Origin of the sequence: Bacillus sp. FSL K6-1005, assembly GCF_038000225.1 — a bacterium.
GTDB lineage: Bacteria > Bacillota > Bacilli > Bacillales > Bacillaceae > Bacillus > Bacillus mojavensis.
In genome coordinates, this window is record NZ_JBBOBP010000001.1 from 1876305 (window position 1) to 1900310 (window position 24006).

The 24006-nt window shown below is 43.3% G+C and carries 27 protein-coding genes and 1 pseudogene; 5 read left to right on the forward strand and 23 right to left on the reverse strand.

Annotation, left to right across the window (positions count from 1 at the left end; genetic code table 11):
• Positions 1-14 precede the first annotated feature (14 nt).
• From NST16_RS09765 to NST16_RS09800, 8 genes are all read right to left on the reverse strand, one after another.
• Entirely contained in the window at positions 15-1499 is a 1485-nt protein-coding gene (locus NST16_RS09765; RefSeq protein WP_029441243.1) for a UDP-N-acetylmuramoyl-L-alanyl-D-glutamate--2,6-diaminopimelate ligase, read from the reverse strand.
• A gap of 174 nt (positions 1500-1673) precedes the next feature.
• Positions 1674-3617: a stage V sporulation protein D gene (locus tag NST16_RS09770; RefSeq protein ID WP_326195600.1), complete on the reverse strand. Its 1944-nt coding sequence runs from the start codon at positions 3615-3617 to the stop codon at positions 1674-1676.
• A gap of 125 nt (positions 3618-3742) precedes the next feature.
• The gene (gene pbpB, locus NST16_RS09775; RefSeq protein ID WP_445213911.1) at positions 3743-5887 is read right to left on the reverse strand and encodes a penicillin-binding protein 2B; all 2145 of its coding nucleotides are present in this window, start codon (positions 5885-5887) and stop codon (positions 3743-3745) included.
• Positions 5888-5892: 5 nt separating this feature from the next.
• Positions 5893-6246, reverse strand: coding sequence for a cell division protein FtsL (ftsL, locus tag NST16_RS09780; protein WP_010334153.1), 354 nt, complete (start codon positions 6244-6246; stop codon positions 5893-5895).
• Between the two features lie 39 nt (positions 6247-6285).
• Positions 6286-7221: a 16S rRNA (cytosine(1402)-N(4))-methyltransferase RsmH gene (gene rsmH / locus NST16_RS09785; protein ID WP_168747736.1), complete on the reverse strand. Its 936-nt coding sequence runs from the start codon at positions 7219-7221 to the stop codon at positions 6286-6288.
• 69 nt (positions 7222-7290) lie between these two features.
• Positions 7291-7722 (reverse strand): division/cell wall cluster transcriptional repressor MraZ, encoded by a 432-nt coding sequence (gene mraZ, locus NST16_RS09790; RefSeq protein ID WP_003221402.1) that lies wholly within the window; start codon positions 7720-7722, stop codon positions 7291-7293.
• Positions 7723-7847: 125 nt separating this feature from the next.
• Positions 7848-9467 (reverse strand): bacillithiol biosynthesis cysteine-adding enzyme BshC, encoded by a 1620-nt coding sequence (gene bshC / locus NST16_RS09795; RefSeq protein ID WP_168747735.1) that lies wholly within the window; start codon positions 9465-9467, stop codon positions 7848-7850.
• Positions 9468-9537: 70 nt separating this feature from the next.
• Positions 9538-10434 carry a 2-dehydropantoate 2-reductase gene (locus NST16_RS09800; RefSeq protein ID WP_340886108.1) on the reverse strand — a complete coding sequence of 299 codons (897 nt, stop codon included), beginning with the start codon at positions 10432-10434 and terminating at the stop codon, positions 9538-9540.
• Between the two features lie 160 nt (positions 10435-10594).
• Between NST16_RS09800 and NST16_RS09805 the strand changes: the two genes are divergently transcribed.
• Complete coding sequence (locus NST16_RS09805) at positions 10595-11077, forward strand: N-acetyltransferase (RefSeq protein WP_168747733.1); 483 nt, start codon at positions 10595-10597, stop codon at positions 11075-11077.
• Between the two features lie 54 nt (positions 11078-11131).
• On the opposite strand, the gene gerR is transcribed toward NST16_RS09805, so the two are convergent.
• The 3 genes from gerR to NST16_RS09820 all read right to left on the reverse strand — a co-directional run bounded on the left by gerR (position 11132) and on the right by NST16_RS09820 (position 12577).
• A complete protein-coding gene (gene gerR / locus NST16_RS09810; protein ID WP_268446266.1) occupies positions 11132-11713 on the reverse strand; it encodes a sporulation-specific transcriptional regulator GerR in 582 nt (193 codons plus the stop codon).
• A gap of 144 nt (positions 11714-11857) precedes the next feature.
• Entirely contained in the window at positions 11858-12037 is a 180-nt protein-coding gene (rpmF, locus tag NST16_RS09815) for a 50S ribosomal protein L32 (protein ID WP_003154457.1), read from the reverse strand.
• A 21-nt stretch (positions 12038-12058) separates the two neighbouring features.
• Positions 12059-12577 carry a YceD family protein gene (locus NST16_RS09820; RefSeq protein ID WP_010334147.1) on the reverse strand — a complete coding sequence of 173 codons (519 nt, stop codon included), beginning with the start codon at positions 12575-12577 and terminating at the stop codon, positions 12059-12061.
• Between the two features lie 27 nt (positions 12578-12604).
• Between NST16_RS09820 and NST16_RS09825 the strand changes: the two are divergent.
• Together NST16_RS09825 and NST16_RS09830 are read left to right on the forward strand one after the other, a co-directional pair.
• Positions 12605-12788, forward strand: a pseudogene (locus NST16_RS09825) (hypothetical protein).
• Positions 12785-14032 carry a nucleotidyltransferase gene (locus tag NST16_RS09830; protein ID WP_340886113.1) on the forward strand — a complete coding sequence of 416 codons (1248 nt, stop codon included), beginning with the start codon at positions 12785-12787 and terminating at the stop codon, positions 14030-14032. The pseudogene NST16_RS09825 and the gene NST16_RS09830 overlap by 4 nt, the downstream one beginning before the upstream one ends.
• Before the next feature lie 16 nt (positions 14033-14048).
• Here NST16_RS09830 and ddcP read toward each other — a convergent pair whose 3' ends face one another.
• Complete coding sequence (gene ddcP, locus NST16_RS09835) at positions 14049-15074, reverse strand: protease DdcP (protein ID WP_340886115.1); 1026 nt, start codon at positions 15072-15074, stop codon at positions 14049-14051.
• A 4-nt stretch (positions 15075-15078) separates the two neighbouring features.
• Positions 15079-15858, reverse strand: coding sequence for a patatin-like phospholipase family protein (locus tag NST16_RS09840; RefSeq protein WP_010334143.1), 780 nt, complete (start codon positions 15856-15858; stop codon positions 15079-15081).
• 180 nt (positions 15859-16038) lie between these two features.
• Between NST16_RS09840 and ylbJ the strand changes: the two genes are divergently transcribed.
• Positions 16039-17265, forward strand: coding sequence for a sporulation integral membrane protein YlbJ (gene ylbJ, locus NST16_RS09845; RefSeq protein WP_286058578.1), 1227 nt, complete (start codon positions 16039-16041; stop codon positions 17263-17265).
• 11 nt (positions 17266-17276) lie between these two features.
• Here ylbJ and coaD read toward each other — a convergent pair whose 3' ends face one another.
• From coaD to NST16_RS09885, 8 genes are all read right to left on the reverse strand, one after another.
• The gene (coaD, locus tag NST16_RS09850; protein WP_268505617.1) at positions 17277-17762 is read right to left on the reverse strand and encodes a pantetheine-phosphate adenylyltransferase; all 486 of its coding nucleotides are present in this window, start codon (positions 17760-17762) and stop codon (positions 17277-17279) included.
• Position 17763: 1 nt separating this feature from the next.
• Positions 17764-18321 (reverse strand): 16S rRNA (guanine(966)-N(2))-methyltransferase RsmD, encoded by a 558-nt coding sequence (gene rsmD, locus NST16_RS09855; protein WP_029441239.1) that lies wholly within the window; start codon positions 18319-18321, stop codon positions 17764-17766.
• 323 nt (positions 18322-18644) lie between these two features.
• Positions 18645-18917 (reverse strand): YlbG family protein, encoded by a 273-nt coding sequence (locus tag NST16_RS09860; protein WP_010334141.1) that lies wholly within the window; start codon positions 18915-18917, stop codon positions 18645-18647.
• 54 nt (positions 18918-18971) lie between these two features.
• On the reverse strand, positions 18972-19421 hold the full coding sequence (gene ricF, locus NST16_RS09865; protein WP_010334140.1) for a regulatory iron-sulfur-containing complex subunit RicF: 450 nt from the start codon (positions 19419-19421) through the stop codon (positions 18972-18974).
• 128 nt (positions 19422-19549) lie between these two features.
• A complete protein-coding gene (locus NST16_RS09870; protein WP_010334139.1) occupies positions 19550-19789 on the reverse strand; it encodes a YlbE-like family protein in 240 nt (79 codons plus the stop codon).
• Positions 19790-19804: 15 nt separating this feature from the next.
• Entirely contained in the window at positions 19805-20203 is a 399-nt protein-coding gene (locus NST16_RS09875) for a YlbD family protein (RefSeq protein WP_029441238.1), read from the reverse strand.
• A gap of 443 nt (positions 20204-20646) precedes the next feature.
• Complete coding sequence (locus tag NST16_RS09880; protein WP_268446275.1) at positions 20647-21684, reverse strand: CAP domain-containing protein; 1038 nt, start codon at positions 21682-21684, stop codon at positions 20647-20649.
• Positions 21685-21769: 85 nt separating this feature from the next.
• On the reverse strand, positions 21770-22216 hold the full coding sequence (locus tag NST16_RS09885; protein WP_010334136.1) for a CBS domain-containing protein: 447 nt from the start codon (positions 22214-22216) through the stop codon (positions 21770-21772).
• Positions 22217-22355: 139 nt separating this feature from the next.
• Between NST16_RS09885 and NST16_RS09890 the strand changes: the two genes are divergently transcribed.
• Positions 22356-22718, forward strand: coding sequence for a YugN family protein (locus NST16_RS09890; protein ID WP_081720783.1), 363 nt, complete (start codon positions 22356-22358; stop codon positions 22716-22718).
• A gap of 33 nt (positions 22719-22751) precedes the next feature.
• Here the strand turns inward: NST16_RS09890 and ctaG are convergent, their stop codons facing one another.
• The gene (gene ctaG / locus NST16_RS09895; RefSeq protein ID WP_268446278.1) at positions 22752-23645 is read right to left on the reverse strand and encodes a cytochrome c oxidase assembly factor CtaG; all 894 of its coding nucleotides are present in this window, start codon (positions 23643-23645) and stop codon (positions 22752-22754) included.
• A gap of 26 nt (positions 23646-23671) precedes the next feature.
• Positions 23672-24004, reverse strand: a complete 333-nt coding sequence (ctaF, locus tag NST16_RS09900; RefSeq protein WP_010334133.1) for a cytochrome c oxidase subunit IVB — start codon at positions 24002-24004, stop codon at positions 23672-23674.
• Positions 24005-24006: the final 2 nt, after the last annotated feature.

Here is a 24006-nt window from a genome sequence, read left to right on the forward strand (position 1 = left end):
ATAACATCTCTTTCCTATGAATTCGTCTTATTTTTATTCAGTTCGACAATGGCTCTTGCCGCCACTTCGGCATCGTCAAAGTCAAAGGTTTCGTTTCCAATCTGCTGATAGGTTTCATGTCCTTTCCCAGCAATGAGGACAACATCGCCTTTTTTGGCGTTGGCAATGGCAAAGAAGATCGCCTGCTCGCGGTTGGCAATGCTGTGGTAGTATTCGTTCTCTACCCCTGCTTCCATATCTCTTAAAATGGCACGCGGATCTTCGCTTCTCGGATTATCTGAAGTGAAAATCGGTTCGTCAGCCAGCTCAACAGCGATTTTCGCCATTTTCGGGCGTTTTGTCTTATCTCTGTCTCCGCCGCAGCCGACAACAACAAAAAGCTTTCCTTCCGCCATGTCTCTGCATGTCTTCAGTACGTTTTCAAGGCTGTCCGGCGTATGCGCGTAATCAACAATAACCGGAAACTCCTGCTGCTGATTAACCAGTTCAAAACGGCCTCTTACGCCATGCAATTCTTCCACGGCTTCTGTAATGGTTTCAAACGGAATGCCTGCCGCAATACAAGTCGCAACAGCAGCGAGCACGTTATACACGTTAAACTGTCCGACGAGCGACATCGTGATGTGCTTCGTGCCTTTGTTCGTCACCAGTTCAAAACTTGTGCCCTGTGCAGTAGTTTTGATATCTTTCGCCATTACATCAGCATTGTTTTTAATTCCATATGTAGAAATATGTGCCGCAGTGACCTTTTCAAAATAAGCGCTTGCCTCATCATCCGCGTTTAAAACAGCCCGTTTTGGATTTTCATGGTTGAATGCCCCGCCAAGCTGAGAAAACAGCAGGCTTTTTGCCTGTCGGTATTCATCCATCGTTTTGTGATAGTCAAGATGATCCTGTGTTAAGTTCGTAAACACGGCGATGTCATAATCACAGCCGTGAACCCGTCCCAGTGATAAAGCGTGAGAAGAAACCTCCATGATGGCCGTGTCGACATGCTTGTCATTCATTTTTTTAAATGTTTGCTGTAACGTGACGCTTTCCGGTGTCGTGTTTTTAACGGGTAGTGTTTCGTCATCGATTTTAATGTACATCGTGCCGATTAAGCCTGTTCGCTTCCCCGCTTTTTTGAGAATCTCATCAACCATATGGGTCGTTGATGTTTTTCCGTTTGTGCCCGTTATTCCGATCAGCTGCAGTTTCTTTGTCGGCTGTCCGTAAAACGCATCAGACAAAACGCTGAGCGCCCGCAGTGACTGCCGGACAATGATGACAGGCACATCCACATCGAGCTCCTTTTCAGCCACAATAGCCGCTGCGCCGTTTTCAACTGCTTTTTGCGCAAAATCATGGCCATCTACCGTATACCCTTTTACACATACAAAAAGACTCCCTTTCTTTACTTCCCTGGAGTCCATCTCAATTGAAGTTATTTCAGGGTCTTGTGAATCATTTACAGAAGGTTCGGTTGTTAAGTATGTAAGCAGCTTTGTAAGTTTCATCGTATCAAACCTCTCAACATTCTATTCGTTCTTTTTATCATTGAAGTCACATCAAATGATGTGATAATGACTTTTAAGCATACAGTTCATATTTTAGCGTAAAAAAAAGGATACATCCAGCTAATCTTGAAAGATATCAGCATTTTTCTGCAATAAAATAATAGGCAGCCCGAATTAATCGGCTGCCTCCTTTTTTTCATCTTCTTCAGTCAAATAAACACGTATCTTAGAGCCCTCTTTTACTTTTGTTCCTGCAGCTGGTGATTGTTTGACGATTTTGCTTCCTTTTCCGGAAGCATCTATATTCAGATTCACCAAAAGTGACTCAAGATCTGAGACAGACATCCCTACAACATTCGGAACTTCTACTGTTTTTGTGTCGTTCCATTGGTATTTTTTTTCGATTTGATTTTTCCTAGGCTTCACACCAAGCTCCGGCAGGCTGTCTCTCATAATACTTCCCACAATAGGCGCTGCAACGGTTCCGCCAAACTGAATTGTGCCTTTCGGGTTATCGACCGCGACATAGACGACAAGACTCGGGTCGTCGGCCGGCGCGAAACCGATAAATGATACAATATGGTTGTTTTCGAGGTATTTTCCATCTTTCACCTTTTGCGCTGTACCTGTTTTCCCGCCGACACGATAGCCTTCGACAAACGCATTGCGTCCGGTGCCTTCTGCAACGACGCTTTCTAAAGCATAGCGGATTTGTTTTGATGTTCCCTTAGAAATGACTTGTTTCTTGGCGATTGGCGATTGTTTTTTGACTGTTTTTTTGGTTACCGGATCAATCCACTCTTTTGCTATATAAGGTGTGTAGAGCGTGCCGCCGTTAACAGCGGCAGAAACGGCTGCAACCTGCTGAATCGGCGTGACGGATACCCCCTGTCCAAAGGCGGTTGTCGCTTGCTCAACCGGGCCTACTCTGTCAAGCGGAAATAAAATCCCTGTTCCTTCACCTTGCAAGTCAATCCCGGTTTTTTGGCCAAATCCAAAGCCTTTTATATATTTGAATAGCTTTTCTTTGCCCAATCTCTCTCCCAATTCAACAAAGCCGGGGTTACAGGAGTTTTGCACAACTTCAAGATACGTTTGCAGTCCGTGGCCGCCCCTTTTCCAGCAGCGCAGTCTTGCTCCGTCTACTTCTGCATGTCCTTTATCATAAAATTGGTCGCGTTTTAAGTTGACTTTTTGCTCCTCCAGAGCCGCCGCAAGTGTAATAATCTTAAAGGTCGAACCCGGCTCGTACGTGCTCCACACAGGGAGATTCCGATTGTAAACGGACGGGTCAACAGATTGGTAATCAGCCGGATCAAAGTCAGGTCTGCTTGCCATCCCAAGTATTTCTCCGTTTTTCGGGTTCATTGCAACTGCAATCATACCGTCTGGATGATATTTAGCTTCAGCGTTATCAAGCTCTCGTTCCATTATGGTTTGCACCTTCGAATCTACAGTCAGCTTCATATCGAGTCCATCCTTAGGAGGCGTGTAGTCATCCGCTTCATCGGGCATTTTCTTCCCTTTGGCATCTGTATAAAACTTAACAGAGCCTTTTTCTCCTTTTAAATCATCATCATAATAGGCTTCAAGCCCGAGGAGGCCTTGGTTATCAATGCCGGCAAACCCAAGAACATGGGATAAAAAGCTGCCGAACGGATAATGGCGGATACTATCCTCCGCTACATACACCCCTTTTAAATCGAGCGCTTTGATTTCTTTTGCCTTCTCATTTGAAATTTTTCTCCCTTCCGGCGTAATCTTTTCTATCGACGCTTTTTTTGTGACGTGCTTATATACTTTTTCTTCAGACATATTTAACACCGCAGCCAGCTGTTTGCTCGTTTTCAGTGGATCCTGGACTTGGCGCGGCACGACAAATACGGTCGGAGCACTCTTATTTGTAGCAAGCTTAACGCCGTTCCGATCAAGGATCTCTCCCCGTTCCGGCTCAAACGGCAGGTTCCGGCTCCAGGAATCCTTCGCCAGAGAAGTCAGTTTCTCCCCCATGACAAACTGAACATACCCCAGCCTTGTATCAATGATCAGAAATACGATCACTCCAAAAAGCAAAACAAATAATAAACGTTTTCTAACCGTTACATTCGAGACGCGCAAGGCACCGTTCACTCCTTATTTAGGCTTGTTTCATTTTATGCCTGCGTGTGGACAGGTAGAACGGCGCTCCTCTTTGGAGATAGAAAAAAAGAAAGCTCACCCAACAGGGTAAGCTTTCTTTCTATTTAATCAGGATTCTTAAACTTCACCTTGATCACGGTTCCGTCTTTTATTTCTTTGTCCTTCTTAACGCTTTGGCTCACAGCGTAACCTTGTCCGCTCACTTCTATATGAATTCCTGCCAAATCGCCGTATTGAAGAACCTCTCTTCTCGACCAGCCTGTCATATCAGGCATCTTGATTTTGCCCCCCGTTTTCAGGAAGACCTTCTGATTGGTCAAAACTTCCTCACCCGCTTTTGGATATTGCTGTTTTACTGCAATATCACTGCCGATCACAATCGGTGTGAGGTTTTCGTCTTTCGCTTTCTTTTGAGCACCTGTTACAGTTTGATCTGTTAAATCAGGCATCGCCTGCGCTTTCGTTTCTTCCTCATCTGAATCTGACGTTTCAGTCGGTTCAATGTTCAGATAATGCAAACTGTTTTTCATTGTCGGATTGAAAATTTCAGATACTGGATTAGAGCCTGTTTCATCATTTTCTAATTGCGGCTGCTGCACTGCAACATAGATCAGCAGCTCAGGATCATCTTTAGGCGCCATTCCCATTACGGAAAATACGTAATTATCGCGTCCAGATAGATAACCGTTTTGTCCGGCAATTTGCGCTGTTCCGGTTTTAACAGCCACATCAAAACCTTCAATTTTATATGGCTGTCCAGTACCGATATCAGATGTAACGACATCACCTAAAATTTGACGAACCTTTTTAGCGGTATCCGCAGAAATTGGGGTACCGGCGGACTGAGGTTTATTTTGATAAATGGTTTTTTTCTTGTCAGGATCAACAATATGGTCTATGACATAGGGTTTCATCATTTTACCGTCATTTGCTATTGCAGTTGCAGCCTGCAGCTGTTGAATTGGTGTAACAGCAGAGGCTTGGCCATATGCAGTCGATGCTTTGTCAAATTCATATTTAAAATTGATTTTACTTGATGCTTCACCCGGCAAATCAATGCCTGTTTTTTGATAGAAATTGAACTTATGAAGATACTCATTAAACCGGGAATAGCCTAATTTTTCATTAGCCAGTTTGGCAAAAGCAACATTAGAAGATCTCACTACACCGTCATGGTATGTTGTTGGCCCCCAGCCTACACCATCATTATGGTCCTTTACAGGTTCTCCGCCTACTTTATATGTTCCGGACTTGTACTTTTCATTGCCGTTATACACATTCTCCTGTATGGCAGCAGCAAGTGTAAAAATTTTCATCGTTGATCCAGGCTCATACGCATATGAAATTAAATCATTATAGTAGTTCGTCACATCGCGCATATTCGGGTCAAAGCTTGGACGCTGACCCATTGCTAGCACTTTGCCTGTTTTCGGATCGACGACTGCTGCCATGATTTTTTTCGGATTATACTTTTTCGCCACTTTTGTCATGCTGTCTTCCAAAAAAGTTTGAATTTTTTGATCAATGGTTAAATATACATTGTCACCATTTTTTGGAGCTGTAATTTTATTTTTGCTGTTCGGGAGTTCCCAGCCGGATTTGTCACTTTCGTATGTTACGTATCCGTCCCGCTCCCTCAAATACTTATCCAGCACTTTTTCTAATCCCATAGCGCCGGTGATTTCATTTGTTTTTTGGTCAACCTCGGCATAGCCAATCAAGTTGGACGCAAATATGCCGTTCGGGTAGTAGCGTTTTGTATCACGCAAAAATGAAATTCCCGGGAGATTCAACTTTTCGATTTTTTGCTTTTGTGAATACGTAATATCCCGTCCCGCTGAACCGAACTCGACTTGTTTTGCCTTCTTCTTATTTAAGATATCAAGGATATCAGCCTTGTCCATGTTTATCATTTTAGACAATTCTTCAGCTGTTTTTTCCTTGTTCTGGACATGCTGCGGATGCTTTTTGTCAGTAGTCATTTTTTCATCAAGAACAGCGATCAGCTTATACGTAGCTGTATCCTCAGCAATTACTTTTCCATTTCGGTCTAAGATGGAGCCCCTGCTCGCTTCGATTGACCGTTTCTTTTCATGCTGCTCTGTCGCTTTTGTCGCAAGCACTTCACCGTTGGCTTTTCCGGTTATTTGAATATATGCCATTCTCCCGAGGATGACAAAGAAAAAGAGAGCGAAACAAATACTTAGAATCGCTGCTCCTCTGTTCATAAATTTATTCTTTTTTGGCATTTGAATCATTCCTGTATGTTTTTCACTTTTTTATCTTTTAAATTCAAGCCGTTCTTTTTCGCAATATCCATAATGCGCTGCGGCTTGCTTAAATCAGCAACGCTTTTTTCGAGGTCACCAATCTGCTTGTTTTCGGAAGAAATTTGCTCCTCAAGCTTTTGCACCTCTATATTTGTTTGGTAAGCCGCATAAGCCTTCGACACGATCAAAAGCGATACGCTCAGCACTGCAGCGGCGAAGAGGACGAGAAGCACCTTTTCTCCGAGAGTAATGGAAGCCCTTTTCTTGACAATCACTTTTTTCTCAGGACTGATCGCATGCCGTTGCTGTTTCTCTGGTTGATAAGCTAAATTGTTCATAGGCTGATGACCTCCTTTTTAGGTTTGCGTTCGCGTTTGTTATTTTCTTTTTTCAGCAATTCGAAGCTTCGCAGAACGGGCACGATTGTTTTCTGCCAATTCTTCTTCAGATGCCGTGATCGGTTTTCTTGTGATAAGCTTGAGCTCCGGTTCAAACTCTTCCGGTATAACAGGAAGACCCGGAGGAAGATCCGGAAGTGACGACTTCTCTTTAAACGTTGATTTGCAAATTCTGTCCTCAAGTGAGTGGAAGGTAATCACTGATACCCTGCCCCCCGGCTTTAACACATCAATTGCTTGCTCCAAAGCCTCTTCAAAAACCTTCAGTTCATCGTTCACAGCAATCCTGATTGCCTGAAACACGCGTTTTGCGGGATGTCCTCCGCTCCTTCTGGCCGGAGCGGGAATCGCGTCTTTTATTAGATCGACCAGTTGGCCCGTAGTTTGAATAGGAGATTTGCTTCTGGCCTCCTCAATTTTTCTGGCGATCTGTTTGCTGAACTTCTCTTCACCGTATTTAAAGAAAATACGGACAAGATCCTCATAGCGCCACTCATTTACGACCTCTTTCGCCGTAAGCGTGGCCGACTGGTCCATCCTCATGTCCAAAGGTGCGTCATGATGGTAACTGAATCCTCTTTCCGGTGTATCCAGCTGCGGGGAAGACACCCCTAAATCAAATAAAATACCGTCTACTTCAGTAATGCCGTGTTCATGTAAACATTCTTTTAAGTACCTAAAGTTGCTTTTAATCAGAATAAGCTGTCCTTGATAATCGGACAATGCTTCTTCTGCATGCTGTAATGCCGTGTCATCTTGGTCAAAAGCGATTAAACGCCCTTTCTCGGATAACTGCTGTAATAAATATGTACTGTGCCCAGCTCCACCGAGTGTGCAGTCTACATATGTACCGTCCGGTTTAATATTTAGGCCGTCAACGGTTTCACGAAGAAGTACTGTCTTGTGTTGAAACATTTTGTGTTGGTCCCACCTTTTATCAGGATGAATTGAAATTGTTTTTAGAGTGTTATACACGAAGATTCATTATATATCAAATCCAATCATGTTTTCAGCAATTTCAGCGAATGAATCTTCTTGCTCTTCTGTGTATTGTTCCCAAATTACCTTACTCCACAATTCAATTCGATTCGAAACCCCGATAACAACACATTCTTTTTCCAGTTTAGCGTAATTCAATAGAGATGATGCGATATTTACCCTGCCCTGCTTGTCCAGTTCGCACTCTGTCGCACCTGAAAAGAAGAAACGTGTAAATGCGCGGGCATCTTTTTTTGTGAGAGGAAGAGCTTTTAGTTTTTCTTCAATTTGTTTCCACTCGTGCATAGGGTAGCCGAAGAGACACTGATCAAGTCCTCTTGTCAGCACAAACTGCTCACCGAGGCCTTCTCTGAATTTAGCGGGTACGATCATGCGGCCTTTCGCATCAATTGTATGCTGGTATTCACCCATAAACATGATCTTTTGCCCCACTTTCTCTCCTTAACTCACCACTATCCACCACTTCTCTCCACAACTTCATTTTACACTGTTTACACATAAAAAAAAACCCTGAACTATTCAGGGTTCTTTAAAACTTTATTTCAAAGTTTGACAACTTGATGTTGATTTTGAAAAGAAAATGGCAGATTCTTGAATGATATGAAGAATTTTGGGCCGTACCTGTTTAGATAATACATGATATTCCAAATTCGCTCTTGCGGTGCGAGCAGCGGCTTAATGCTATTTTGAATTCTCTCATAATCCCTTAAGACATAGCCTTCTTTTTCCTCAATTCGTTTTGTCACTGTTCGCTCTAAAAACTGAAGCTGATCCTGAATAAACGCCGCGTTCTTCAGGAGCAAAGGCTCCATGCTCTGATCAACCTTAAGCGCCTCCTGCCGGACGGTTTTATGAATGGCTTCAATCTGGTTTTTCGCTTGCTCAATCACCGCGGTAAACTCTTCAGGAATCTGGTGTTCAAAGTATTTCTCTTTTTGGTTTTCCGTTCCGCCTTCTATCGCCTCTTGTAATGATATCTTTCGTTCAATCAGTTTTTTCTCAATATGGCGTTCAACTATCGTGATGTTCAGCCTCGGCATAACAGGAGGCATTTTAAAGCCCATCACTGCAAAAGCCTGTTTGAGCTCACCCCAATAATTGATTTCACCGGGTCCCGCGATAAATGCCAAGGTAGGAATCAAAAATTCCTGCATTAATGGTCTCGTTACGACATTATTGCTGAAGCGCTCAGGATGTTCTTCCATATGTGTATAAAGTTCATCCATCGACCATGCCAGATCAAGTTCCTTAATCACAAAACGGCCGTTGTCTTTCTCAATTAAAAAGCGTTCCTCTTCATATTCATAAAACAGATTTGCCTGCTCTTTTCCAGACTCGATAATCGGCTTGTAACCCGCTTCGCGCATGAAGTCCTGCTGTTTAGAAACAGCTTGTGCAAGATCATCATTGTCATGGAGGATCTTTTGGAACATGGCGGTTTCCAGCTTTTTAATTCCCGGGTCTCCGGAATTCAATAATACTAAGCCTTCCTCTTGAAACAGATCCGCAATCAGCTGTTCAAAGAAATCGGTAAACGTAACAGATTCTCTTAAACATCGTTTTACATGTTCCAGAAGTGTGTTCGTATGGTCTGTTTCTTCAAAAGCCGCAAACACATCGTCTATCCATGCGGCGCATTTTTCTTGGTCAAGCGGTGTATTGGCGGCAGATGACTTTTTCCAGTAAGACTGTGGAAGCTTTTTTTTCACCGGACCGCTTTCTTCTGACGTATGGACAAAATTAATTTCATCCAAATCATGGTCTTCTCCGGCAACCCAAAAAATCGGTACAACAGGCACCTTTAGCTGTTCTTCCTTTTCCTTTGCTAAAACAATAATTGAGATGATTTTATGTATGGTGTAGAGCGGTCCTGTTAAAAGCCCTGCCTGCTGTCCGCCGACAACAGCAACACTCGAAGGATCCTTCAGCTTCTCAATAGAATGCTGCATAGCGCTTGAGCCGAACTTGTTGTGATAAGAGGATAAATAGGCTGTCAATTCCTCTCTTGCGAAAACCCGCGAGGATAAATCTTTCAGTCTTTCTTGCCACATATCCTTATGATGAATGCTGTAATCAAAAAAAGAAGACATTTCTTCTTTACCATCTATATAGTGCTGTACAAACACATTCTGATTTTTGATGGAAAGTTCAGTTAGCTGCATCTTCTAGAACTTCCTTTCTCCAATAAATAGTTAGTTATCCGAAATGAGTATAGCATGTTACCAGAAAAGCTCAAAAGACTTTGTTTCGATTTCGCTCCAAAGCTTTGATGCTGCCATGTAAAAACGCAAGGTGAACAGCATCGCGACCTTGAAGCTGTTCTTCTTTCAGCAAATATCCAAGGATGGCATCAGCCTCCGTCTGCCGTCCGGCGGTCACATCGACCAGCATGGAAGAGCGATTGTCTTTCGTTTGCTCACAAACTGCACGTACACGCTCCCAGGCTGCCTCTTCATCTTCCAGCCGCAAAATGCTGCATGCCTCTTGAAAAACGAGCTTCATATAAGAAAAATAAGCAGGCACTGTCAACAGCTCTCCATTTTTCACACGCAGCAGCGCGGTTAACGGATTAATGCAGGCGTTTACGATCAGCTTGCCCGTCAGCAGGCGATACCAATCCATCTCATAGCGAATTGGAAATTCGGAATGGTTATGCTGGAGCATCGCGTTCAGCCGATCTGCTTCAGCATGCTTGAATGTGCTCCATTTTATCGCACCAATGCCTGTATGTTCAACGGCTGTATCCGATTTCCTTACAGCTCCGTGCTCAACAACCCCAACATAAACGGAATGGTCAGCCCCCCAGTCTTTAAGGTCGTGTATATGACCCATACCGTTTTGCAAGAATAAAATATTTGTTTTTTTGATTCGTTCAAGCATTGGAAAAACAGTTCGAAGCTGATGCTGTTTCACTGTCACGACAAGAAGGTCAAAACATGAATCAATAGCTGTACCCGCACTGCAATGAGCATTGAACGCTTTCCCGGCTTTATAAAGCCGAACCCCTTCAGATTGAATCGCAGCGGCCTGTTCATCCCGCCTCGTCAAAACAGTCACCTCATGATCCAAAGATAAATAATAGGCACATAAAAGACCAACGGAGCCCCCGCCGATAATTCCAATTTTCATGATGTCACACCCAATTTAACATTTACGTATTATCATAGCAGAAGTATGAAAAAAATACTTCGCAGAGATTTCAAAACACTTAAATTAAAGTTTAAATATTTGGATTTTTTAAATAAAGCGATTACAATATATGTAGAGAACAACAAAGGGGGAGATTGGTTTGATTAAGGTAGAACGTCTGCTTGTCAACTATAAAACGCTTGAAGAATTCAAGAAATTCAAAGAATATGGTATACAAGAGCTCTCGATGCTTGAAGATCTTCAAGCTAATATCATTGAAAATGACAGCACTTCGCCTTTTTATGGGATTTATTTTGGGGATAAACTGGTAGCGCGTATGAGTCTGTATCAAGTAAATGGCAAATCAAATCCTTACTTCGACCAACACCAGGATTACTTAGAGCTTTGGAAGCTTGAAGTCCTTCCAGGTTATCAAAACAGAGGCTACGGTACAGCCTTAGTTGAATTCGCCAAATCATTCAGAATGCCGATTCGAACAAACCCTCGGATCAAATCAGCAGAGTTTTTTAGTAAAATGAACTTTGAACCAGTCAAATATGACATGGCGCGGGACAAAGGGGAAAACCCGCTCATCTGGCATCCGGATATAGCTGGCGAAATGACACCGGGTGAATCAGCATAAAAATGAAACAACCGGCCTTTGATGACTCTAGGGCCGGTTCATTTTGAGGGTTCATTACGTTTCTTGAGCTGTTTTTTTCAGTCTCCCGTCTTCCTTTGAAACAACCATTTTTCTGGCTCGGTCCATAATATCGATCAGTGCCTTGTAGTCCTCTTCTGTCATCTCCAGCTGGTTTCTCAATGTTTGGTTTTCACTCCGCAAATCCTCGAGTTCTTTTTGCAGCGACTGAATTTGCTCCTTCATTTTTTCCTTTTCAACGTGGAATTCTTGCGCGGACGGTGCCTCTTTAAACTGTTCGAGAAACTCAATCACATCCTGAATGGACAAATCTCTTTTTCCCTCTGAAGCTGCCGGGGCAGTCTGCCTGACGGAATTCGGCATATTGACGGAATGAACCCCAATTTGTTTTCTTAGTTCTTTCCGCTGTTTTTTTGCCAGTTCTATGCCTGATTGGTATTGCTTTCTCACATAAGAGTTCCACCTGAATCCGCAGGCAGCGGCTGTTCTGGTCAGCGCCCTTCCGACCTCCTCAAAGGCAGAAAGCTGTGTTCCGCCCTCGCGAATATGACGAAGCACTACTTCTGCCAGCAGCAAATCCTCATCCTGTGTCCAAGCATCTTGTCTTGTAATGGTCAAATCAATCTCCCTCCATGTCAGCTTATTTATCTCATACATATGCCGGTAATAGATTAGATAGACTATTTGCACTCACAAATTTTCTACAAGCTGACAGGAAGAAAAAAAGAAAAAGCGCAGGGTTTTCACCCTGCGCTTTTCTAATTAGTTACTTTTTACATTTATGTCTTTGCCGTTGTATGATCCGCATGCTTTGCATACACGGTGAGACAATTTCATCTCTCCGCATGACGGACATTCTGTCATACCAGGTACATTAAGTTTGAAATGTGTACGGCGCAATCTTTTTTTCATTTTAGAAGTTCTTCTAAAAGGTACAGCCATTATTCCCACCTCCTTAAAGAGTTAAGATTCATCATCTTGTTTTAAGAGCTTTTCAAGGGCAGCAAGTCTAGGATCGACTTGATTCTTCTTGTCTTCCTCTGAAATGACTTGCCAGTCCTTTCCTTCTTGAGGAGCAGCTCCTTTTTCTTGTTCAGATTCACAAAAGATTTGCATAGGGATTTCTAAAAGAATTTCTTCTTTCACGATCGGAGTTAAGTCGATAGTATCGTCCTCAACAATGTGAACGTCATCATCTTCTATATCATCCGTCTGATGAAATATAAACAGTTCTTTTGTTGAAATTGTAAATGGATACGGAACATCAACGAGTGTTCTTGAGCATGGCAAAATCATTTCGCCTGAGATCGTAAAATCAAACGAAACCTGCTTAGATTTGATATCCGCTCTGCCTTTCACCCTTACAGGAGAAATGCGGCGAATGTCAGAATTCAGCTTTGTCAGCTCATGTAACTCAACTGTCTCATCAAACTCAAAACTCGGGTTTTTCATTTGATGCAACTGATAAATCGTCCATTTCATTTGTATCACCTCAGGAAAGCAACAAACATGATTATAGCTTTTAAGAATGTTTTTGTCAATATTTTTTCTTTACAGCATAATGCTGCCAGCCAAGCATCGTTGACAGCTGAATATCCTATGCATACACTTAAATCAAAAAAGACGTAAGAGTTTTCAATTGCAAATGTACCATACGTTTTTAAACATAGCAAGAAAGGCGGAAAAAATATGAAAGCTGTCGGATTGGTGGTTGAGTATAATCCCTTTCATAACGGACATCTTTATCATGCCCAAACAGCCAAACGGCAAACCGGATGCGACACGGCTGTTGCGGTGATGAGCGGACATTTTCTGCAGCGCGGGGAGCCTGCTGTTGTATCCAAATGGGCCCGCACAAAAATGGCGCTTCAGAGCGGAGTCGACCTCGTAGTCGAACTGCCTTATCTTTACGCGGTGCAAAAAGCGGAGATTTTCGCACGCGGCAGCGTCTCCACTTTGAATAAACTGGGATGCGAGGCACTGTTTTTCGGAAGTGAGAACGGACAGATTGAGCCGTTTTTAGAATCCGCAAAGGTAATGGATGAGCATATAGATTCGTTTGATCAATGTATAAAAGAAGAGCTTAAAAAGGGTGCCAGTTATCCATCAGCAGCTGCTATCGCCTTCAAATCCATTTTACATACAGAAAACGGACTTGATATGTCGAAGCCGAACAACATTCTGGGGTACCATTATGTAACATCGATTCTTTCCGGCGGATATGAAATGAAGCCCTATACGACAGCGAGAATCTCCTCGGATTATCATGATGCTGACCTTCCTGATGAAGATAGTCATATTGCCAGCGCGACCAGCATCAGAAAAGCCCTGATTGAAAAGCCTTTTGATGACTGCGTTCCGTTTCTTCCCAAAGCAGCTGCACGGGAATTAGCCGATTACCGCAAGACTTTCGGACTCTGGCATACACCAGAAAGCTATTTTTCTTATTTGAAATACAGCCTTTCGACTCTCACAGCCTTAGAATTACAGCAAATATATGAAGTTGAGGAAGGACTGGAGAACAGAATCCTCCGTTCGATCAGAAAAGCCAGCTCCTATCAGGAATTTATGGAGCTTCTCAAAACAAAGCGATATACGTGGACGAGGCTTCAGCGGATGAACACACACATTTTAACGAGAACGAAAAAACAGGAGATTCACCGGCTGATCAATGACGAGGAGGTTCCTTATATCAGACTTCTTGGGATGACGAAAAAAGGACAGGCCTTTTTATCAAAAAAGAAAAAAGCGCTGTCCGTTCCGCTTGTCAGTAAGCTGTCTTCCTTTTCCCACCCTGCTCTCGATCTTGACATTAAAGCAAGCAGAATCTACAGCCTTGCGATAGAAGAGCCCCTTAGAACCGAATTTGATTTACAAGAATACGGACATGCCCCGATACGATATGACGAGGATGAACACCGTTTTTTGAGCATATAAAAAAAGCACCTGAATTTCAGGTGCTTTTCGCTTTCAGCTTATTCAAATAATCAATCGCATCCTGCATCGTATCAACAGGTACAATCTTCATGTCTGAATCAATGTCTTTCGCTGTTTTTACTGCGTTTTGATAATCAGAATTGCTTGCGCCGTTTTGGTTCGGGGCAAAGAAAATGTCTTTACCTGCTTTGTCTGCGGCGACGACTTTTTGATCAATGCCGCCGATCGGTCCTACTTTTCCGTCGACATCAATCGTACCGGTGCCTGCAATGTCATAGCCTTTGGTTTCATCTGTTTTTGTCAGCTGATTATAAATTTCAAGCGACATCATTAATCCCGCTGATGGGCCGCCGATATTTTCGATTTCGAAATCAATATCAGGCTTCACCTTGACGTTTCTGTCCGTATACAGCGAAACTCCTATTCCAGCACGGCCAGGGTCATCAGGAAATTGTTTTAAAGCAAGGGTGGCCGTCTTTTCTTTTCCTTCTCTTTCAATTTTTAACGTTACTTTATCCCCGGCTGTTTTGCTGCTGATATAGTCGATCAGCTTTTCAGCAGACTGATAGGTTTTTCCGTCTGCACTGATGATTTTATCGCCGACTTCTATTTTGCCTTTCGCCGGCATGCTTTCTACCACTGAGCTTGCGTAGATGCCGTTAAAGGAATAGCTTACTTTTTTTCCTGCCTTTTGATATGCGGCGATGACGGCATTTTCCTGTGAGCTTTTCATCATTTGAAGCTGCCGTTTCATATATTCCTTATCTGATTCGCCTTCTTCCTTGATGCTTTCATCAGGAACGATTTCATAATAGGGATGCATCTTAGCCCATGCATATGTAAATGGATTAGCCGGTCCCACTTTGACAGTCATTAAGGAGAGACTCCCTGTTTCCGAGTAGCCTCCCTCCACTTTTATTAGTGAACCAAGCTCTGTCGCTTCTCCCGGTTTTGTAATATAGTATGGCAGTTTTATAAATGATAAAACGGCAATCAGAATGAGGATGACAAGCATCCAGCTAAAATGTTTTTTGCGTAGCAAGTTATTAGCCCTCCCAATTCTCTATTTCTTTTTTTATCTGGCTGATCATTCGGTTTGTTGCCTGCTCGCCTGCTGTTATCATCTCTTCTATATTGGCAAACGAGCTGGAGCTGTATGTTTCAAGAGAAGGGCGAATCATGATATCAGCGGCGATCGTCTGATGTCGCACCAATTCATTTTGGAGTATATCCATACTTTGCATGATTACATCAAAAATATGCGCCGCCTTTTCGGTTTTTCGAACCCTGGAGACATCTGAGGCGATGATAATGTCAGCCCCCATGTCTTTTACAACAGACACTGGGATACGGTCGACGACCGCGCCGTCTACAAGAAGCCGTCCGTCCAGCTTCTGCGGAATAAAAATGCCTGGTATGCTGATGCTTGCCCGAACCGCATCTGACACTGACCCTTTGCGGAAAACAATCTTTTCTCCTGTCTGCAGATCACACGCGACAATTCCAAGAGGGATTTTTAGTTCCTCAATCGGTTTGCCGAATGTATAAGCATGCACGAGCTGCCTGACACGGTCACCTCTCAAAAAACCGAGTCTCGGTACCGTATAATCAGCATAGAGCCGCCGTTTGAAAGCCTTGGCGACTTTCTTCATCGTTTCCACGTCATGCCCCGCGGCGTAGAAACTGCCGACCAAAGCGCCCATACTGCTCCCCGCAATCATATCCACTTCAATTTGGTGCTTATGTAAACTGGAAAGCACGCCGAGATGAGCCAGTCCTCTGGCGCCTCCCGATCCTAACGCTAACCCGATTTTAGGTTTGGCCAACGTGTTAACCTCCTGCCTGAATTCCCTGTATACCGAATTCTATGGTCTAAACTGAACCCCTATGCTCGTATATTAGTACAAAGGGTCAAGAGGACAGGTACTGCTTGGCCGTTTCGAGCCATACCATATTTTATCATGATATACATGTCATTGTGCATTTTTAGCGTCGGGGAGGTAAGAATGAACTTGTCGAAGATTCATACACTTTTGATTGCTGCGTTTTTTATTTTTTTAACAGCGACTGTTATCTCACATCCGCAGGCCTCATTCGAAGCCTCTAAAACCGGGCTGTCCATGTGGTGGGAGGTCGTATTTCCGTCTTTGCTGCCGTTTTTCATACTGTCTGAGCTATTAATTGGCTTTGGTATTGTAAGGTTTGTCGGTGTTCTGCTCGAGCCTTTTATGCGCCCTATTTTCCGCGTGCCGGGTGTCGGCGGCTTCGTTCTGGCCATGGGTATGGCATCAGGGAACCCCGCCGGCGCAAAACTGACGGCAAGGCTGCGGCAGGAAAAACAGATTTCAAGAGTAGAAGCAGAACGGCTTGCTTCCTTCACCAATTCATCCAACCCGCTCTTTATTTTTGGAGCTGTCGCCGTCGGCTTTTTTCAGAATGCGTCATTAGGTATTTTATTAGCATCTGCACACTATTTAGGAAATTTGGCTGTCGGTTTAACGATGCGCTCCTACGGGCGTAAAGAAGAGCGGCAGCTCATGAGAAACAAAACCATCTCTTTGCCTTCAATCAAAGATGCTTTACATGCTCTTCACACTGCAAGACTTGCGGAAAAAAGACCTTTAGGAAAAATTTTAGGCGACGCTGTAACGTCATCTGTGCAAACCCTTCTAATGGTGGGCGGCTTTATTATTTTGTTTTCTGTCTTTAATCGTTTGTTATCTGTCGTACAACTGACCGATATTCTCTCTATTCTCACAGAAGGCGCACTGACCTTGTTTCAGCTCCCCTCTCAGCTGGACATTCCTTTATTATCAGGGATGTTTGAAATTACAATGGGAAGCAAGCTTGTCAGCGAGACAGATGTCTCCCTTTTGCAAAAAGCCGTTGTCGTCAGCTTTATCCTCGGGTTCAGCGGCTTTTCCGTTCAGGCTCAAGTGGCAGGCATTTTATCAGAGACGGACATCAGATTTAAACCTTTCTTCATCGCGCGTGTGCTGCAAGGCATTTATGCCGCCGTTTTTGTCATTCTGTTATGGAAACCTCTTTACACCGCGTGGAATGACCATGATCAGTACGTTTTTAAATCTCTTGATACAGGTGAGCTGCCGACAGCTCTTATCAGCGGATGGAATCTGCTTGTAGAGATTGGCCCTGCTGTCACGTTATGTGCACTGTTTACGTACATTTTCATTTTTTCATACAGACTGACAAACGGTACAAAAAAAGGATGAGCTCAAAACACTCATCCTTGTCTGAATTTTTCCTGAAGCGCCTTCTCGACTTCAGGCGGTACAAATTCTGATACCGCGCCTTTATACTTAGCCACTTCTTTTACTATGCTTGAACTTAAGAAAGAATATTGGTTATTTGTCATCATAAAAAAGGTTTCAATTGATTCATCAAGCACACGGTTTACGGATGTTCCCTGCATCTCGTACTCAAAATCAGACACCGCTCTCAAGCCTCTTAAAATGGCTTTTGCATTTTTTCTTTTGGCATAATCAATTAACAGCCCTTGTGACGTCTCAACTGTTATGTTCGGAATGTATTTTGTCACTTCTCTCAAAAGCTCACAGCGTTCTTCTACACTGAATAACGGCTTTTTTGAAGAATTGTTCAGCACACACACATACACTTGATCAAATATATTAGCCCCCCGTTTAATGATATCCAGATGCCCGTAGGTCACCGGATCAAAACTGCCGGGACAGACAGCTATACTCGTCACATCACAACCCCCTCTTTTTATAGATCGCCACCCCTGTCAATCCGTAGGTTTCTTTTCTTGTTATCACTAAATCACCTACTGCTTCGGGAAGCTCGACGTCTTTGTCATGCTCTGCGACGATAAAACCGTCATCTTCCAGCATTTGTTGTTCGTCTATCACACTTAAGAGCGCTTTTAGTTTTTGTTCCTTATACGGAGGATCAAGAAAAATCCCGTGAAAACCCGTTTCTCTTTTCGCAGCTGCGTGCAAAGCACGTTCCGCATCATTTCGGTACACATCTGCATACGCTGTAAGCTCTAATGTTTTTAAGTTCGATTTTACCGTTTGAATCGCTTTATAATCACGGTCAACGAATATACAATGGTCAAACCCTCGCGAAAGCGCTTCAATACCAAGACCTCCGCTTCCAGCGAATAAATCAAGTCCCCTGCCCCCGTCAAAATAAGGGCCAATCATATTGAAAATAGATTCCTTCACTTTATCGGTTGTCGGTCTCGTTGATGTTCCCGGCACTGCCTTTAGTGAACGGCCTTTTTTTGATCCAGAAATTACTCTCATGTTCCACACCACTTTTTCTAAAAGCTATTTTGTTACCTTGTTCGGCCGGACGCCGTTATGTATAAGAAAAAAACCAATCCTATCTTATCATAAAGCATTCTTTCAAACAATGAGCGCTAAACTTCATTTACAAGTGTATAAGCGGAAGGATCATTGTCCATACTATAAGCAACAGCATCCAGAGGATGTTGTTGCCAACCGCGGAGAAGACTTACGTTTCCCCATAAGTTCTTCCTCCGGTTTCTCCTCTCCCTTTGCCTTCTCCTTAACAAGTTAAGGAATAGAAGGACCCCGCAGAAACCTGCGGGGATTTTTTTATACAGCTATATTCCGATTTTATAATCATATTCTTTCGCTTTATCGAGCTTTGACTCAAATTCCAATTTTAAAAACGGTTTATAAGAAGGCACAACTTTCTTAACAAAAGAATATGACGAGATCTTGTCCATTGTTTTTTCAATTTGATCCATATCACAATACAGCACGACATATTTTAAGCGTTTTGACACATAATGCACATTTCCAAACTTTCTCAGCATTTTGCTTTGCTTTAAAGAATGAAGATACACAATCATGCCCTGGCGTCTATTCTCCAATACGTTCACCTGCCTGATTTCTCTTATATGTAAAAGACGAGACGGCCAGTCTCGTCATGACACTTTGCATCCGCAGCCGCCGCCTGATCCGCAGCCGCCTCCGCATGAAGACAAACCGTCAAAATAAGGATTCCCAGTCGGAACTTTTATATGCTCTGAAACAGCTGTCCCAATTTCAACGCTGATTTCATCAAGAATAGACTGCAGTTCGGTCTCTGCTTTTTTGAAGTCGGCCACCTTATCGTTCAGGTCGAGCTCCCGCTTTATCTCCCTCATTTTCCGGGATATTTCTCTATAGTCAGGATGATATTTGCCAAAACGCTGCACATCCTCATATTGCTCTTTTATTTTGATAAAAGAACGAATAATCCGCCCTGCCTCTTCATCTTCCTGGAGACGCTTGTAACAATTGCGGTAGTTCTCAGCCGTCTCCGACTGCAGAATCATCTCGGCAAGCTGCTGAGCTTCACTTTGAAGCCGCACGGATTCCATCGTCGCATACATAGCACGCACCTCCAGTTGTTAGTTTACCATGAAACCTGCCAATTGGAAAATGCTTAACCGCCCTTAAAAATGGAGTTGTAAAAGCCCACACTGGTTTACACAATGAAAAAGACCCATTTTCGGGTCTTTTAATCTTTTGTCCGCATCGCTTGGAACATTTGCATCATCATTTGTGCCATTTGAATCCCGTTCGTAAACTGATTCACCCGATGCGGAATGGTTTTTTCATAAAAATTCATCATCTCAAGCTGAAATGAAGCCAGGTCATCCGGCTTTCTCGCCAGCCTCCGGTACCAAATCGGCTGTTCTCTTAAGAATCGTTTTCGTTCTTCATCTGCTAAAATAAATTCCTGAACGTCTTTGCGCATATAAGCTCTCCTTTATTAATCCTTCCGAAAAGAAAAAGGATGCTGTCCGGGTCCTGGCTGAGATTGCTTATGTCCGCTTCCGGAAAATGTGTTGAGAAGGCTTTGCAACGATGAGATCGACTGGCTCATTTTATTGATCTGTTCATTCATTTGATTGACATCCATCTTTTTCACAGCTGTCACCATTTTAGAAACAAAATCATTTCTTTCTGATGTGTCGGTTACCGCTTCTGCGGCTGCCCCCGGTTCTCTGTACGGATCCCAAATCGGGTCTTTTTCTCCGAAGAGAACCCAATTTTCATATACGTCCTGCCAGCTTCTTTGTTCTTTGCGCACTTCTTTGATTAGCTTGGGATGTTTTTTAACGAATTGTTTAAAGTCATTAATTGAATGATTGGCATGTTGATTCGCCACAATCCTCACCCCCTCCGAAAAATGTACCTACTACAATGTATCGGTTTATGAGCCATAGTGTTCGCCTAATATTTACAGAAAATTTTTTAGGCATTTCCCCTTAAAACAAGAAGTGCAGAACAAACTCCGCGTAATTTCTCAATGCGCTTTCAGGTCGAACAACAGAAGCTTTATCCCTAGCCGAGACCTTAATCGTTTCTGAAACCAAGATTCCAGCCTTGTGTAAATGTTTGGATGCGGCATGTACCGAAACCGTCAGAACAAGATCCCTTAATTGGCTCCGGCCGTCTGTCAGTCTCCTCATCAAAAAAGAGCTGGACAGCAACTCGTTGCAGCTCTTTTTTTGGTCCCGTCGTCACTCACAGTATCCATCGAGAAAGGTTCATCTGAGTCTTTGCAGAAACAATAAACAGCCGCGGTACCTGTGGCCCGCGGCTGATCTATCAGCGTTTAATAAAGTTTTGAGTGTAATACTTCCGGTCTACACCGACGCCAAGATGCGTGTAATCTGAATTTAGAAGCGCTTTTCGATGGCCTTCACTATTCAGCCAGCCTTCTACAGCAGCCGGACCGTCCACATAATTGTACGCGATATTTTCTCCCGCTTGCTCAAAGTCGACATCACCTTTTTCCAAGCGGTCCTTCAGCGTGCCATATTTCTTCGATACATGGGAGAAATAGTTGTTTTTCTTCATATCCTCACTGTGGCCAAAAGCCACTTCGGCCGTCGGCTGATCCCACTCAAGCTTAGCTAACCCATGTTTGACACGAATAACATTGGTCAAATCGAGTATTTGCTTTTCACTCGTTGATTGGATCTCATTCCACTTATCTTCCGTAACGGTTTTCGGTTCTACTAACTCACCGCGGTACACTACCTCATAAGGTCTTTGCTTGACAAAGGTTTGCGCGTCAAACGCCCTGATGCTGGATAGCTTCCCTTCAAATTTGTCCATATACAGCTGGACGTACATCTTCCCTACTTTTACAGTCGGTCTGGTGTTAATGTCCTCTTCAGAAAACTCAAACCGATAGGAATTTCCTTTATATTCTACATTTACAAACGGAGCCACCTGGGTTGTCTTAAATACTTCTCCCGTTGACTCACCGATTTTGAAGGGCTTTGCGTTAATATCATTTCCCGCCGCAAATAATGTGACCACTTTATTGTTCAGCATCCCGATTTGCACATATTGGTCTTTTCCCTGATTGTAAACCCACCATTCGTAATCATAAGCCGAGGGGTCAATACGTTCCGGTTCCCCAAGTTTTTTCTTTACATCGTCGTCGGATTTGCCCATAAAGGACAATAATCCTGAAGTCGGCATATGTATTCGTTTGCCGCTTGCCGCTTCCTCGTTAGAGACTTGAGGCTCGCTGTCATTTGATTTTTTTTCAGGAACAGCCCCATATTGAATAAACAGAACATAAGTTCCGCAAATGATCAAGAGGATAACCATAGCTCTTAATATATTTTTCAATCTATCACCCCCGTGATGTGAATTGCATGTCTTGCCTTATTTTTTATTACAATACAGCCTATTTAACATGTCAAAGATTTATGTGTTAATGCAAAAAGCCTTGCTCTCTGTTTTCGTCCTCTGAAATATCTGATAAAGCACTGCCGGCACGTTCATTAGTTTGTTCAGATAAGGAAAGATCACCAAGCGTGACAATACCAGTCAGCTTGTTGTTTTTGGTTACAGGTATCCGTCTGAGCTGATGGGATGCCATTAAATGAAGTACCTCATCAACTGGCGCGTCCTCTTCGACACTCACAGGTTTTTCGGTCATAGCGTCAGTGATTTTTTGGGAGTTGGGCCTTTTTGAGGCGATGCCTCTTAACACTAGATCACGATCAGTTACGATGCCGACCAGTGTTTCTCCATCCTCATCAACTACCGGAATGGCACCTACATCCGCGTCTTTCATCTTTACCGCAGCTTCATATACATTATCTAATACCGTGCAATATTGCAAGTCAGCTGTCATCAGATCTTTTATTTTTGTCATCCGTAAAACCTCCTTTTATCTAGTGATATTTTCGTCAAATTTTCATTTTTGCATACTTTCAAAAGAAGAAGATTCATTGAAAGTTTAACGCTTTCATACTATGATTGTCAGGAAAGGTAATTTTCATAAGGAGGGGTCAGTGTTGAAGTTTACTGATAGCGGACTTGAAGGGGTAAAGGCTGAGCTCAGCCTCTTGGACGATTTGATGGAAAGCAAGGGACTCATCAGAGCCGGTCAATGGGATTATGAAAGAGTGACCTATGACAGAAAGTTTTCGACGATTGAGGGAACGTTTTACCTGCGGATTCAAGGCAATGCAACAGAGGGCGATGTCGGAAGCGGCCGCGCCGTTATTCAATTAATGCCCCCTCTATTAGGAAAACACTATTACCCGCACGGAGTGGAATACGGAGAAACAGAAGAGTTCCCAGTGCAGGTTGTGACCAAAAGCAAGGCACTCATCCAGGACATCTCCGACATGCTGAAAACCGTTCAAATGTAATAAAAAAGGTACAGCCAATTGCCGCTGTACCTTTTATGATATCGTCTGCTGAATATAAGGCGGCTCCTCCTGTCCATCCTTTTCCCTTTCCTTCTTCACCCATTGAAAAAAGACAATCGCCAAAAAAGCGCCGTATACAATTTCCTGAATGATTTTCATCATAACGGCCCCGAGCTGCTGATCCTCTAACAAAGGAAGTGTATTAAACATTTCCGGTCCTGTTAACGGAACCTGTCCCAGCATATCCGCAGGAACACAAAGCTTCATGGCTTCCGCCCAGGCAGACGGATCTGTATAGGTGGCATATAACGGCGTTCCGCTAAACATGATCAGGGCGCAAGCAGGCGTCAGCAGTATACCGTCCGCCATAATATAGCCCAGCTTCATCAAGCCGCTGAGCTGTGGAAGCCGAGCCACCTTATGGACGAGCGGCCACCACATAAAAAATGCTAACACGAAAATGAGCCAAGTCATTACCGTATGGTAAAGCGTATCCGTTTTGACAGTATCAAATATTAGCGGCACATGATAAAGAGAAAAAATGCCGTTAAATAAAAGCAATGCAATTAAGGGTGTTGAGAAAAAAGTAAAAAACGGCTTAATAGCAGGCCGAAAAATCATTTTTTCCCAGGCCCATGCAGGAATTCCTGCGATTAATAAAGGCGGAACCACTAAATACAAAACAGCCATCTGCACCATATGGGCGCTGAACATAATATGTCCGAGCAGATCAATCGGGCTTCCTTCGGCTGCATATAAAAACAGCATTGCCGACAGAAAACAGGCCATTTCTTTACCCGTAAGACGGTCAGGCTTTGAAGACATCCGTCTGTAAAAAAAGATGTAAAGCACCGTGATGCCTAAAAGGATACAAAAAAGATAAGGGCTCCACATAGCGCGAAACCCAAACACGTCTAACTGATTCATGTCTTCACCTCCGGCGGCTGCTCAAATTACCACCATATAATTGTAACAAACGCAAGCACCGTAATGAACGCGACAAACATACCTGAATACAGAAACAATGCCGGCGCTTCATGCCCTTTCTGATTCATATGCATGAAGTAATACAGCTGAAATATCACTTGAATAGCCGCAAGCAGTATTATGAAAGGAATCGTAAACCAGCTGCCGATGCCGTCTGTTGCCACAGTCAGAAACGCAACGAGCGTAAGGCCGATCATCAGGCCAAAAGACATGACTTGATATTTCATCTCCTGAGCATGCTTCTTTTTCTTATATTCAAGGTCGCCGCTGATATGTCCTCTGCTTTTTTTATCGACCATGT

Coding starts and splice junctions, on each gene's coding strand:
- NST16_RS09765 (WP_029441243.1), bottom strand. CDS start 1,499: ATGAAACTTACAAAGCTGCTTACATACTTAACAACCGAACCTTCTGTA.
- pbpB (WP_445213911.1), bottom strand. CDS start 5,887: ATGCCAAAAAAGAATAAATTTATGAACAGAGGAGCAGCGATTCTAAGT.
- ftsL (WP_010334153.1), bottom strand. CDS start 6,246: ATGAACAATTTAGCTTATCAACCAGAGAAACAGCAACGGCATGCGATC.
- rsmH (WP_168747736.1), bottom strand. CDS start 7,221: ATGTTTCAACACAAGACAGTACTTCTTCGTGAAACCGTTGACGGCCTA.
- mraZ (WP_003221402.1), bottom strand. CDS start 7,722: ATGTTTATGGGTGAATACCAGCATACAATTGATGCGAAAGGCCGCATG.
- bshC (WP_168747735.1), bottom strand. CDS start 9,467: ATGCAGCTAACTGAACTTTCCATCAAAAATCAGAATGTGTTTGTACAG.
- NST16_RS09800 (WP_340886108.1), bottom strand. CDS start 10,434: ATGAAAATTGGAATTATCGGCGGGGGCTCCGTTGGTCTTTTATGTGCC.
- rpmF (WP_003154457.1), bottom strand. CDS start 12,037: ATGGCTGTACCTTTTAGAAGAACTTCTAAAATGAAAAAAAGATTGCGC.
- NST16_RS09820 (WP_010334147.1), bottom strand. CDS start 12,577: ATGAAATGGACGATTTATCAGTTGCATCAAATGAAAAACCCGAGTTTT.
- NST16_RS09830 (WP_340886113.1), top strand. CDS start 12,785: ATGAAAGCTGTCGGATTGGTGGTTGAGTATAATCCCTTTCATAACGGA.
- ylbJ (WP_286058578.1), top strand. CDS start 16,039: ATGAACTTGTCGAAGATTCATACACTTTTGATTGCTGCGTTTTTTATT.
- rsmD (WP_029441239.1), bottom strand. CDS start 18,321: ATGAGAGTAATTTCTGGATCAAAAAAAGGCCGTTCACTAAAGGCAGTG.
- ricF (WP_010334140.1), bottom strand. CDS start 19,421: ATGTATGCGACGATGGAATCCGTGCGGCTTCAAAGTGAAGCTCAGCAG.
- NST16_RS09870 (WP_010334139.1), bottom strand. CDS start 19,789: ATGCGCAAAGACGTTCAGGAATTTATTTTAGCAGATGAAGAACGAAAA.
- NST16_RS09885 (WP_010334136.1), bottom strand. CDS start 22,216: ATGACAAAAATAAAAGATCTGATGACAGCTGACTTGCAATATTGCACG.
- ctaG (WP_268446278.1), bottom strand. CDS start 23,645: ATGAATCAGTTAGACGTGTTTGGGTTTCGCGCTATGTGGAGCCCTTAT.
- ctaF (WP_010334133.1), bottom strand. CDS start 24,004: ATGGTCGATAAAAAAAGCAGAGGACATATCAGCGGCGACCTTGAATAT.